This window comes from Rhodococcus sp. IEGM 1351 (genome assembly GCF_030056875.1).
GTDB classification, from domain to species: domain Bacteria; phylum Actinomycetota; class Actinomycetes; order Mycobacteriales; family Mycobacteriaceae; genus Rhodococcus_F; species Rhodococcus_F opacus.
Window position 1 is genome coordinate 48,413 of the sequence record NZ_JASHKU010000013.1, and the last position, 12,012, is coordinate 60,424.

Here is a 12,012-nt window from a genome sequence, read left to right on the forward strand (position 1 = left end):
CTTCATCGTGCCTCCTCCGGGGTGCGGCGAGCCCACCGGAAATACGCAATGGGTCCGATGAAGTTCACCGCGATCACGGCAGCCCAAATAGTTCGGCTCCCCCTGATCTCGCGGGGATCACGCTTCGCCAGATCCGCCCAGGCCGCCACGGCCAGCCCCAATTGCACCGCCGCCGCCACGACCAGCGCGGCGCGCTGCGGCGTTGTCAGACTCGCCCACGTCACACGCCTCTTCACTGGACTCATCGATGCTCCTCCGATCTCACCTCCACCGGCCCGGCACCGCGAGAGCAATGCCTCCGCGGCGCCGACCACTGGATCTAGGTCCGTCTTTCCGTGTCCCGGGTCGATTCGGCGGCGATGGTGCCTGCCCACGCGCACACGTCCGACCAGTCCCGGGCGTCGCCGTAGTGCCCACCCATGAGCCTGAAGACGACTCGCCCGAATCCTGGCCAATCACCCGGGGCGATCGCCCCGGCGAAGAATCGGTGGTCGCGCACGTCGGCCGCATCCCGCAGCAACTGCACCGCTCGAGGCTCCGGTGTCATGCGACGAAGAAGACGCGCCAGCCGCTTGGACAGGGTCGTGCTGGTGACGCCCACCGACGACACCGAGAACGCCCATACTCGCTTCCCCTCGAATTGCGACCGCAGGCGCTCGACCGCGTCGGAGGCGTCGGCGAGCCACTGCCCGTCATGGATCGCGCTTCCGAGAACGATCACGTCGTAGGAGTGCACGTGTGACACGTCCGCGGCCACCCGCACATCGACTTCCTGCCCGAAACCTTCGATACACGACCCGAGTCTCTCGGCTATCCCGCGGGTCGAGCCCTTCGCTGTCGCGTACGCCACCAGTACTTTCATGGGCGCGGCCTTTCCGGAGAGGTGTCGGCACCGGAATCGTCTCCGCCCGAGTGAGGCCTGGGCTCATCCGGCTCGAACGGTCCCTGATCGAGGCGGAACGGTGGGTACTCGTCCCGCATCAGGGTCGCGTAGGCCGCGACGCGAAACGCCCAGCGGTTGATGCCCATCACGAAGTCGAAAAGACCGTGTGGGTACCGTCCGGTGAAGAGAAGCGCAATTGCCGAGAAGGTCACCACGAGACCGAGCAGAGAACCGAAGAGCCACGTCTGCCCGTAGTGCGCACCGTCGGCGGCGAACGCTCCGGCACGCCAGCTCCCGAACCACCCTCCCGCGAGTAGCGACAGGATCAGGTAGTGCGGGATCGCCAACAGCCACCACTTCACGAGCACCAGTCCGCGGGACAGCCGCACGGGATAATCGACGTCGAAGTCCGCCGGATAGTCGGTACGTTTCAGGGTGAAGGGTGGGTAGCGGTCCGTCGCCAGGGCCGAGTAGGTATAGAACTGCACGCGCCACCACCACCGGAGAACGCCGACGCCGAAGTCGAAGAGGGCCCGCGGATACCGCGCCGTGAACAGGATCACGAATCCGGACACCAGGGTGGTGACGACGAACGCGACCCCGAGGAAGAAGAGCACGAAGTAGTGCGGGATCGCCAGTAACCACTTCACCAGCCACAGCCATCGCGACAGTGGCTCGTCGAGTTCACCCACGAGACGAGTGGGATAGACGGTCCATGGAACCTGGGGGTGGGTGACGTCGCCGGCGAACGTGTCGCCGGCTGCGTCCCGTCCGACGGGATGCGGTTGCGGCGGACCGTGCCGACCCAGACCGATCGCTCCTGCCACGATCAACGGGATTCCGATGATCAGAAAGACGACTGCACCGATCAGGACACTCAGAGCGAGCGGTCCGAGGAAGGCGAGGCGTGCCCCGGCCTGAATGTCGGCGGACACCCCGGGGGCGGCGTCGGCATTCATCACGACAGCCGTCCAGGCACCCTGCTGCAGCTCCCAGCGCACTTCTTGTGTGCCGGGACCCGCTGAAGAGGTCGACCAGAACGACTGCGCCCCTGGTGCTTCCGCGGGCCGGGTTCCAGGAATCTGCCGATAGGTCGGTCGGAACGGATCGAAGTGCACGTCTGTCACCTCGGTGCGAGCAACGTCGGTGAAGTACTTGTCGACCTCGTCACGAGGGCCGATCCCGATGAAGATCTCCTGGCTGGGATCGGTGGCGGTGGCTCGCAGCAGTACCCGGCCGAGGTCCTCGGTGCTGAACCCTTCCGGCAAGTCGGCGCCCTCGAAGAGATCGACCTTCTCCGATACCAGGGCACTTTCACTCGTCTCGAAGTGCTCACGCGGCGAGGTGAAGTGCCCCCCGTCGCGTTGCATGAAGTAGGCCCACCCCAGAAACACCGCGGCAGTGAGCAGCGCGAACCCGGTCAGGGCGCTCAGACAGCCCAAGACGAGAACAGCCACTCTGCCGGTTCGCACAGGAAATTCCTCCCGGTCCGTGTCCCCGAAGTCTCAGTGTGGGTCCTGGCTCCATCGGCGCGTCAGGGTCATTGGTCACCACCTCGCCCGACCGGTCGCGCGTGGTTGCGGCAACGAAAGAACGCGGACGAAAGGCCCTAGTACACCGGCCGGTGGATCAGCGACAGTTGAGCAGGACAGGAGCCGACATGCACCACGTCATAGAAGTGCACAGTCTTCACAAATACTTCGGTCACGTTCACGCACTGGACGGGTTGGATCTCACCGTCGACACCGGCGAGATCCACGGCTTCCTCGGGCCGAACGGTTCCGGAAAATCCACCACCATCCGTGTACTGCTCGGGATCCTGCGTGCCACGTCGGGTCAGGCCCGGATGCTCGGTCGCGATTCGTGGTCCGATGCAGTCGCGCTGCACCGTGAAGTGGCCTACGTGCCCGGCGACGTCACACTGTGGCCGTCCTTGTCCGGTGGCGAAACGATCGACCTGCTGGCACGATTGCGCGGCGGACTCGACGAACAACGCCGCGGAGAACTCATCGATCGGTTCGATCTGGATCCGCGCAAGAAGGCGCGGAGCTACTCCAAAGGTAACCGGCAGAAGGTAGCCCTGGTGTCGGCCCTCTCGTCGCACGCCAGGGTTCTGCTCCTCGACGAACCCACCTCCGGTCTGGACCCATTGATGGAGCAAGTCTTCCGCGAGTGCGCCCGCGAAGCGGTCGACCGCGGCGCCACCATCCTGTTGTCGAGCCACATCCTCTCCGAGGTCGAGGCGCTCTGCCATCGGGTGACGATCATCCGTGAAGGCAAGACAGTCGACAGCGGCGCCGTCGACTCGATGCGTCACCTCAGCCGCACTTCGATCACCGCCGAACTGCTCGGCGACCCGGGCGACCTGCACCACATCCCCGGCGTCGCGGATATCGTGATCAACGGCAGCACGCTGCATTGTCAGGTCGACAGCGGAGGTCTCGGCCAGCTGATCCGGGTGCTCGGGGACACGGGCGTCCGAAGCCTGGTCAGCACGCCGCCCACGTTGGAGGAGTTGTTCCTGCGGCACTATCGGGTGGGTGGCGCCCCGGACGAGCCGACAGCCGGCAGGGTGAAGGAGCGGACATGACCACCGCGTCCGTGACCGGCCCCCGCGACGCTGCCGGGGTGCGCGCGGGTCTCACTGCGGACTTCGCCGGCACACTGCACCTTCTTCGACTCTGCCTGCGCCGCGACAGGGTCGTGCTTCCGTTGTGGACCGTGATCATCGGCGTACTGATGCCGATCACCTATGCCGGCAGCATCAAATCGGTCTACCCGACGCCTACCGATCTGGCGAAGTTTGCGGCGGCGACCGCCGCCAGTCCCGCCCAGATCGCCATGTACGGACCCATATTCAACCCCAGTCCCGGGGCGGTGGCGATCTGGAAAGCCGGGGCGCTGTACACCGTGATCGCCGTCGCGGTGATCCTGACCGTGATCCGGCACACCCGGGCCGAGGAGGAATCCGGTCGCGCCGAGCTGATCGATTCGACCGCGGTCGGCCGATACTCCGGACTGACCGCCGCGATCGTCGTGGCCGCGGGTGCGTCGATCGTGACGGGAACCGCATTCGCCGTCGTGTTGAGCATGTTCGACCTGCCGCCGGCCGGCTCGATCGGCTACGGAGCCGCCCTGGCCGCAAGCGGTCTCGTGTTCACCGGCGTAGCCGCCGTCGCCGCGCAGTTGACCACCTCCGCCCGCACGGCGCGCGGCGTCGCGCTGGGCGCACTCGGAGTGTTCTTTGCGCTCCGCGCCGTCGGTGATGCCGGTTCCGGGGCATTGTCGTGGTGGTCGCCGCAGGGCTGGTCGTTGCAGCTGCGCCCGTTCGCCGAGGAGCGGTGGTGGGTTCTCCTGCTGCATGTGGCAGCGACCGCGGCGTCGACCGCCGGCGCCTACGTGCTGCTTCGCCGCCGCGACGTCGGTGGCGGACTCATCGCGGAACGCCCCGGCGGCGAGACCGCCGGGCCGGCTCTCGCGGGGCCCATCGGTCTGGCGTGGCGGATGCACCGCGGGACACTGCTCGCGTGGACCGTCGCCCTGCTCCTGTACGGACTGTTGTTCGGCAGTGCCGCCCACGGACTCGGCAACCAACTCGGCGACAGCCGGACGATCAACGACTTCCTTGCCCGCCTCGGCGGAAATGCAACCGTGGAGGACGTCTTCGTCGCCTTCGCGCTCACCATGCTGGGCATCGCCGCGTCGGCATACGCGATTTCCGCCGCCCTCCGGCTCCATTACGAGGAAACCGCGCAACGCGGCGAGCCGGTGATCGCGGGCGCGGTCGGCCGCGTTCGGTGGGCACTGAGCCACCTGCTGTTCGCGGTGCTCGGCCCAGCCGTCGCCATCGTCGTCGCCGGGGTCGCCGTCGGAGTGACGTACGGCGCGTCCGTCGGGGACATCTCGGACAAGCTCCCCGCGACGGTCGCCGGCGCACTGGTTCAACTTCCCGCGATCTGGATAGCGGCCGGAGTAGCCGTGGCACTGTTCGGACTGCTGCCCCGCCTCGCGCCCGCCGCATGGGCCGTCTATGTAGCGTTCATCCTGATCTTCACGGTCGGCTCCCTCGCCGGCCTCCCGGCCTGGGTCCTCGACCTGGAACCATTCGGTCACCTTCCGAAACTTCCTGGTGGGGCGTTCGACCCGGCACCGATCGTGTGGGAATCGGTCATCGCGGCCGCACTCGTCACAGTCGGATTGATCGGCTTCCGCCGACGCGACCTGAGGTGACCGATCTCGGTAGCGACTCTCGGCGGCGAACGCGGGACGTCAGTTCAGCGCAGCCCGCACCACCAGTGTGAACGTCGGCCGCGGATCCGTGGTGTCCCATCGGGCGATGCGATGCAGAATCATCCCCTCTGCGCAGGCCATGACCGCGGTGGCGGCGGTCTGCGGATCCCGTGCTCCCAGCCGGTGGAATGCCGAGACGGCCGACGCCTCCATGGCTGTGCGTCCGCGCGCCAGCGCTTCCCGGAGAGCGGGGTCGTGGCTGGCCTCCAGGAACAGGACCAGCCGGGCGGCGGTGACGGTTCGGTTGGTGACGGTCGTGTAGTCGATCAGACGGCAGAGCGCGTCGACGAGGTCGTCTGCGGATGTCGGTGCCAGCACGCCGACTTCGGACATCTCGCGTTCCACGATCGCGTCGACGGTGCCGGTGAGCAGCGCCGCCCGGGTACGGAAGTAGTTGGAGGTGGTTCCCTTCGGGAGGTCGGCGCGTTCGTCGACCCGGGCGTGGGTGAGCGATCGCAGACCCTCGGTTCCGACCAGGTCGATCGCTGCGTCGAGCGCTCTCGTTCTCGTTGGCGTCACACCGCTACTATAAACATAGTGACTTGGCACTATGATCGTAGTAACGTGAGGTCATGAGACACGCGGCCCGCGAAAACGACAGACTTTCCGGCCCGAACGGCGAGCCGGACAACACCTTTCCTGCATTGGACGGTGTCCGGCACCGCTACCTCCGACTCCCCGGCCTGCGCATGCACGTGGCCGAGGCCGGTCACGGCGAACCGGTGGTGCTGCTCCACGGCTTCCCCCAGCACTGGTGGGAGTGGCACGGGATACTCCCGGGGCTGGCCGCGCACTACCGGGTGATCTGCCCGGATCTTCGCGGCGCCGGCTGGACCGACGCCCCGCCCACCGGATACGACCGCGAGCAGTTGCTCGCCGACGTCATGGCGCTCCTGGACGCGCTCGAACTCGACCGGGTCTGCCTGATCGCGCACGACTGGGGCGCACTGCTCGGATACGAGCTGTGCCTGAGCGCGCCCCACCGTGTCCGGAAGTACGTGAGCCTCGGTGTCCCTCACCCGTTCGTGCGGTTCGACCCACGGCTGCTGCTGACGATCGCCCGGCACGGCTGGTTCCAACCCGTGATCGCCGCACCGTTCTTCGGTCCACGCCTGCTCGGCCGGGGACATCAACGGCTGACCTACCACCTGCTGCGGGGTTTCACCACGAACCCGAACGCCTGGTCGGAGCGGGACATCGAACTGTTCGCCGAACGGCTGCGCGAACCGGCCCGCGCCGACGCGGCGTCCGCTCTCTACCGCTGCTTCATCATGCGCGAGGCCGCGCGGATCATGACCGGCACGTACAGGCACTGCCGGCTCAGCACCCCCACCCGGGCGCTCATCGGCGCCGAAGACCCCATCGTGCGCCCGGAGTTCCTCGGCGGATTCGAGGAGCACACCGCCGACTTCGGTGTCGAGTTCGTCGACGGCGCCTCACACTTCCTCGTCGACGAGACGCCGGATGTCGTGCTCGAACGGGCGCTCGAATTCTTCGCGCAGCCGGGTCCGTGTCACGAGGCGGCGACAGGCACCTGACGGACGGAGTCGATGCTCCCCGGACGTTCGACCTCGCCGAGCGCGAATCCCACGCCGCGCACGGTGTGGACGACGTACGGCGATCCGACGGCCACCAGCTTCCGCCGCAGCGAGCAGACATAGGCATTGAGGACGTTCGTCTTCGATTCGACCGTCACACCCCACACCATGAGCATGAGGTCGCGGCGGGTGACGACTCGGCCGACATTCTGCGCGAGCACGGTGAAGAGGACGAATTCCGTCCTGGTCAGGGTGGTGCGCAGCCCGTCGTGGTCGGGTTCGTGAGGCTCCTCGCACAGGCAGACGTCCTGCGCGCCGGCAGGTGCCTGTGCGGACACGTCGGGCTTCACCCGGCGGAGGATCGCGCGGAGCCGTGCGACGAGTTCGTCCGCCCCGACCGGCATCTCCATCACGTCGTCGGCGCCGGCCTCGAGGAGGTCACTGCGGCGGTTGCCGGAACGGAAGGTGCCGATCACCACGATGGCGAGCGCGAATCGCATCGCTTTCAACGCCCGCACCGTTGTGTCGGCGTCGAGGTGCGGCGATCGCGCGTCGACGATGACCACGTCGGGAGGTTCGATCCGCGATCGCACCGGTTCCGCGTACGTCCTCGTGACGAAGAATCCCCCATCCCGGAGGCGGTCGACGAGAGATGTCTCGACGTCGGCGTCGATCAGCAGAACACGCGGACGAGCGATGGCCGGGCTCGACACAGAGTTCATGCGGGTTCCTCCTGTTTTTCGAGCCTTGCGTTGGGGTGCCAGCTAGATCAACCGGGGGCTGAGATCAAGTTCCCACGCCGCAGTTGATGACGATATCGAGCGAAACTCCCCTATCGTTACCGAAGAGGCCGCAGCATCACCCGATCGGGAGGTCGTTGTATGTCCCAACTCCAGCACCTCGCACTGCACGGGGACGCAGTTGCATACCGGATGGGCGGTGAGGGCGAGGCACTGCTGCTCGTCCACGGGATGGCGGGAAGTTCTGCGACGTGGCGTGCGATTCTTCCGCAGTTGGCGCAGCGGTACCGGGTCCTGGCGCCGGACCTGCCCGGCCACGGTGATTCCGCGAAGCCTCGCGGCGACTACTCGCTGGGCGCGTTCGCCGCCTGGCTGCGCGACCTCCTGCACGAATTGGACATCGAACGCGTGACCGTGATCGGTCAATCCCTCGGCGGCGGGGTGGCGATGCAGTTCAGCTACCAGCATCCCGAGCTGTGTGACCGACTGGTCCTCATCGGCAGCGGCGGACTGGGACCGGACGTGAACTGGACCCTGCGGTTGCTGGCGGCGCCGGGGTCCGAGTTTCTCCTGCCGTTGGTGGCGCCCCCGGTGGTTCGTGACGCCGGCAACAAGGTCCGTGGCTGGCTTTCGGCGGTCGGGATCCACTCGGTACGCGGCGACGAGATGTGGAACGCCTACTCGTCACTGTCCGATTCGGCCACCCGGCAGGCGTTTCTGCGGACGCTCCGCGCAGTCGTCGACCATCGGGGGCAGGCGGTGAGCGCGCTGAGCCGCCTGTACCTGAACGAGGGTCTCCCGACGCAACTGATCTGGGGCGATTCGGACGGCATCATCCCGGTCGCGCACGGATATGCGGCGCACGAGGCGATTCCCGGGAGCCGGCTCGCCGTCCTCGACGGGGTCGGGCACTATCCCCACCTCGAGGATCCCGCCGCGGTGGTCGAGATCATCGACGACTTCGTCTCCACGACGCCGGCGCGGACCTGAGCGATCGGTCGGCGACCGCGCTCGCGCGGCGTCCGGTGACCAGAATGTAGACGCTGACCAGCAGCACCCACGCAGGGAATGCCAATGTCGTCCACAGGCTGAAGTCGACGATCACCAGCAGAGCCAGAGCCAGCAAATACGTGGTCACGACGAGCCATCGCGGCACCAGGCCGGTCCGCAGCCAGATCGTCCCCAGCGAGATCATGAACACCGCGGCCATACGCAGCGCGTAGACGTGGTTGATCTGCAGCATGATCTCGCGGCCGAAGTAGACGATCTCGTTCGCGGAGCTGCCCGAGTGGCGGGCAATGGCGAGTACGCCGCCCGCCACCCCCATCGAGACGAAACCCATCGCGAGAAACAGCAATCCGCTGCCGAGGAACACCGTCGCGAAGAATCGGTCCTCGAGGTCACCGAGCCGGTCGCGGATGACGCCGATGAACCAGAGGAACGCGATCCCCGCGAACGGAGCAAGCAGCAGGGCCGCCTTGATCCGCGTCTCGCCGCTCCCCACCCAGGGGGTTTCGTCGAACGGGTCCGCCGGCAGCGCGGTCCGCAGCAGAACGAGGCTGGTTGCGAACAGCACGGCGAAGACGATCCCCGCGACGGCCGCCGAGCGTGGCGTTCTCAGCCGGTGGAACTCCTTCTCGCGCTGTGTTTCGGCCATGAGTCGATCCTCGCTCGAGTGGGGACCGGGAATCACCGATTCGCGTCAACCGGCGAACACGCACTCCGGTCGGTTTCCCGCTGGGCGGAACGCCGCATGGCGTGCCGCATCCCCGAGAACTGTGATGTCAATTACACATTCACGAGACTTCGACCACCGAATGTGACCACCCACCCCTACCGCCCGGCTCGGGCCGCCGCTGTGCCGCGGCACCGCCCCGAGTCCCGGGCAGGTATTCGAAAGGACCCGATGATGGTCACCCATGCGACCACCGAGCGATGGACGCCCCGCCTGATCTTCTCGCTCGCCTCGATCGTGTTGCTTCTGGAGATGCTCGCGGTCAGCTACATGATGATCTCGATCGCATTGCCGCAGATCGTCACCCACTACGGGACGACCCAGGGCGCGTGGTTGCTCACGTCGTTCCTGCTGGTGGGAGCGATCACCTGCCCGCTGATCGGCAAGCTCGCCGACACGCACGGCAAGCGCAAGCTCCTGCTGACGGCCGTGGGCCTGTCGGCGCTCGGGTCGCTGATCTCGGCGATAGCACCGACGTACGCAGTGCTGATCGCCGGCCGCGCACTCACCGGTCTGCTCGTGCCCTGCCTGTTCCTGAGCTACTCGCTCATCCGTGACGTCTTCCCCGCCCGGACGGTGGCGTTGGCGGTCAGCATCGCCACGAGCGGCATGGGACTCATCGCAATCCCCGCGCCGTTCTTCACCGGCTGGTTGATCGACAATTTCGGCTTCCGGAGCATCTTCTGGTTCTTCGTGGCCGGCCTGGTGATCCTCAGCGTCCTGATCCGGGCGACGACCGGGGAGTCGCCCGTGCGCCTTCGCTCCCGCATCGACCTGATCGGTGCGGCGCTCCTCGGCGCCGGACTCGCCGGCATCCTCGTCGGGGTGAGCTTCGGGCCCTCGTGGGGCTGGACGTCGGGGTCGACGATCGGATTCATCGCCGGCGGTGTGGCCCTGCTGGTGGCGTGGATCGTGTCCGCACGCCTGCTCGCGGACCCGCTGATCGACATCCGGTTCTTCGGTAAGCGGCCGGTGTTCCTGACGGCGCTCGGCGCGGGCTTCTGCTACGGCACGTCCTCGGTGTTCACGATCATGCTCCCGATGATGTGCATGACCCCGGCGATCCTGGGTCTCGGTTACGGATTCGGCATCAGCGCAGAGGGATTCGCGATCTTCCAGGCACCGTTGGGTGGCGCCGTGGTAATCGGCGGACTCATCGTCGGAACCCTGGTTCCCCGGAACGTCCGCCCCCGGGTCCTGATGGTCGTGGGAATGCTCGTGATGGCCGCCGCCTGCCTGCTCACGGCGATGATCCACGACGACAAGGCACTCCTGATCGGATTCGCCGCACTCCTCGGCGTGGGAATGGGCATGGGGTACGCCTCCATCCCGAACCTGCTCATCGCCGCGGTGCCGCCGCAATTGCAGGCGACGACGGCGAGCATGGTGGCGGTGTTCCAGAGCATCCTGCCCGCCATCCTTCCGGTGATCGCCTTCTCGGTGTTGAACTCGCACATCGCGACCGTCATGCAGGGGGCGGTCTTCTACACGGACACCGGCATCACGATCGCGTTCGTGATCGGCGCGATCTCCGCACTACTGGGCGCGATCGTGGCCTTCGCGTTGCCCCGCCGGATTTCGCAGCTGAGCGCACCCGGTTCGGGGTCAGCGGCCGCCGCCGACACGGACGGGGCCGTCGTCCTCGCCCACTGAGCCGCCGGTCACGCACCGTCGTCGCCGCGGCTCCGCGAGGGGCGCGGCGACGATCAGCAGGCGCCCCTGCTTCGTCGAAACCGCTCCCGGCCGTCGATCGAGTGGGAGGCTGAGGAGGGGAACAGTTCTCTGGTTCGACCCGGACGACAGGAGACCACCATGCGAGTGAACACACTCGGCGACCTTCCCGCGCGCATCGCGACGGGGGGTTTCATCCTCCATACGGGGATCCAGAAATGGTCGGCGGACGAGCAGACCGCCCAGGGGATTCACGGTATGGCGGCGGGAGCGTTCCCGTTCCTGAATGCGATTCCGCCGGAACGATTCATCAAGTTGCTCTCGGTCGCCGAGATCGGCACGGGCGCAGCACTACTCGCACCGTTTGTGCCCTCCGCTGTGGCCGGGGCGGCGCTCACCGGGTTCTCCGGGGGCCTCGTGGCCATGTACGCGAGGACGCCCGCGCTGCGTAACCCCGGCAGCATCTGGCCGAACGAGAACGGCATCGCCGTCGCGAAGGACGTGTGGATGCTCGGCATCGGGTTGGGTTTCGTGCTCGGCGGGTTGTCCCGTTCCCGCTGCCGCTGACTATCTGGCGTCGATCGGACCGAGTTCGGAGACTCCGTCGGCTACCGCTCGGGCACGACACAGAAGTCGCTGTCGGAGAACCCCGAGGGCCGGACACCGAGCGCCTGATTGAGACGTCCGCGGTGGTTCTCCCAGGCGATGGCCGCGGCGAGTTCGGTCAGTTGCGCCTCGGAGAACTCGGCGAGCAGTGAGCGTCGCAGGTCCTCGCCGATGTGGGCGGGTGTGCGGGTGATGGCCTCGGCGAACTCCAGCACCAGCTTCTCGGTGTCGTCGAATTCGCTGCTCTCACGAAATGTCGGGAGGGCGCGCAACTGGGCGTCACTCACTCCGAGAGCGCGGCTGAATGCCGATCCGATGTCGAGGCAGTACTCGCAGTTGGTCAGCGCGGCCGCTTTGATCTCGCCGAGCGCCTTGAGGCGGGGGTCGACCCTGGCGCTGGTCGCGAGCGCGAACTCGTGGAACCCGACGGCGGCGAGTAGCTGCGGACGGCGCCGCAACCAGCGCAACAGGTCTGCGCGGTTGCGGCGGGCGGTGGGAAAGACACGGCGAAACGAGTCCATCTGACCGAGGACGCTCATGCTGTCGGTC

At 67.1% G+C, this 12,012-nt stretch carries 13 protein-coding genes; 6 read left to right on the forward strand and 7 right to left on the reverse strand.

Features of this window, described 5'->3' with window-relative positions:
* Positions 1 to 2: 2 nt before the first annotated feature.
* From QM806_RS22590 to QM806_RS22600, 3 genes are all read right to left on the reverse strand, one after another.
* Complete coding sequence (locus QM806_RS22590; RefSeq protein ID WP_054245559.1) at positions 3 to 245, reverse strand: PLDc N-terminal domain-containing protein; 243 nt, start codon at positions 243 to 245, stop codon at positions 3 to 5.
* A gap of 74 nt (positions 246 to 319) precedes the next feature.
* Positions 320 to 862 carry a flavodoxin domain-containing protein gene (locus QM806_RS22595; RefSeq protein ID WP_005563455.1) on the reverse strand — a complete coding sequence of 181 codons (543 nt, stop codon included), beginning with the start codon at positions 860 to 862 and terminating at the stop codon, positions 320 to 322.
* Positions 859 to 2,355, reverse strand: coding sequence for a DUF4389 domain-containing protein (locus QM806_RS22600; protein ID WP_064080116.1), 1,497 nt, complete (start codon positions 2,353 to 2,355; stop codon positions 859 to 861). Before QM806_RS22600 ends, QM806_RS22595 begins: the two co-directional genes overlap by 4 nt.
* A gap of 188 nt (positions 2,356 to 2,543) precedes the next feature.
* On the opposite strand from QM806_RS22600, the gene QM806_RS22605 reads away from it, so the two are divergent.
* Positions 2,544 to 3,473, forward strand: a complete 930-nt coding sequence (locus QM806_RS22605; protein WP_283292925.1) for an ABC transporter ATP-binding protein — start codon at positions 2,544 to 2,546, stop codon at positions 3,471 to 3,473.
* The gene (locus QM806_RS22610; protein WP_064080117.1) at positions 3,470 to 5,113 is read left to right on the forward strand and encodes an ABC transporter permease; all 1,644 of its coding nucleotides are present in this window, start codon (positions 3,470 to 3,472) and stop codon (positions 5,111 to 5,113) included. The genes QM806_RS22605 and QM806_RS22610 overlap by 4 nt, the downstream gene beginning before the upstream one ends.
* A gap of 39 nt (positions 5,114 to 5,152) precedes the next feature.
* Here QM806_RS22610 and QM806_RS22615 read toward each other — a convergent pair whose 3' ends face one another.
* Positions 5,153 to 5,692 (reverse strand): TetR/AcrR family transcriptional regulator, encoded by a 540-nt coding sequence (locus QM806_RS22615; RefSeq protein ID WP_005572908.1) that lies wholly within the window; start codon positions 5,690 to 5,692, stop codon positions 5,153 to 5,155.
* Between the two features lie 53 nt (positions 5,693 to 5,745).
* Here QM806_RS22615 and QM806_RS22620 point away from each other — a divergent pair, with 53 nt between their 5' ends.
* Complete coding sequence (locus tag QM806_RS22620; RefSeq protein ID WP_283292927.1) at positions 5,746 to 6,711, forward strand: alpha/beta fold hydrolase; 966 nt, start codon at positions 5,746 to 5,748, stop codon at positions 6,709 to 6,711.
* Here the strand turns inward: QM806_RS22620 and QM806_RS22625 are convergent.
* A complete protein-coding gene (locus QM806_RS22625) occupies positions 6,687 to 7,433 on the reverse strand; it encodes a response regulator transcription factor (protein WP_005257175.1) in 747 nt (248 codons plus the stop codon). The two genes, QM806_RS22620 and QM806_RS22625, sit on opposite strands and share 25 nt — an antisense overlap.
* Positions 7,434 to 7,592: 159 nt before the next feature.
* Between QM806_RS22625 and QM806_RS22630 the strand changes: the two genes are divergently transcribed.
* Positions 7,593 to 8,441 (forward strand): alpha/beta fold hydrolase, encoded by an 849-nt coding sequence (locus tag QM806_RS22630; protein ID WP_005572905.1) that lies wholly within the window; start codon positions 7,593 to 7,595, stop codon positions 8,439 to 8,441.
* Here QM806_RS22630 and QM806_RS22635 read toward each other — a convergent pair.
* Positions 8,401 to 9,108, reverse strand: a complete 708-nt coding sequence (locus tag QM806_RS22635; protein ID WP_054245565.1) for a hypothetical protein — start codon at positions 9,106 to 9,108, stop codon at positions 8,401 to 8,403. The two genes, QM806_RS22630 and QM806_RS22635, sit on opposite strands and share 41 nt — an antisense overlap.
* A gap of 249 nt (positions 9,109 to 9,357) precedes the next feature.
* Between QM806_RS22635 and QM806_RS22640 the strand changes: the two genes are divergently transcribed.
* Complete coding sequence (locus tag QM806_RS22640) at positions 9,358 to 10,839, forward strand: MFS transporter (protein ID WP_065491151.1); 1,482 nt, start codon at positions 9,358 to 9,360, stop codon at positions 10,837 to 10,839.
* Positions 10,840 to 10,998: 159 nt separating this feature from the next.
* A complete protein-coding gene (locus QM806_RS22645) occupies positions 10,999 to 11,424 on the forward strand; it encodes a hypothetical protein (RefSeq protein WP_005561462.1) in 426 nt (141 codons plus the stop codon).
* A 41-nt stretch (positions 11,425 to 11,465) separates the two neighbouring features.
* Here QM806_RS22645 and QM806_RS22650 read toward each other — a convergent pair whose 3' ends face one another.
* Positions 11,466 to 12,002, reverse strand: coding sequence for a carboxymuconolactone decarboxylase family protein (locus tag QM806_RS22650; RefSeq protein ID WP_005561461.1), 537 nt, complete (start codon positions 12,000 to 12,002; stop codon positions 11,466 to 11,468).
* Positions 12,003 to 12,012 lie beyond the last annotated feature (10 nt).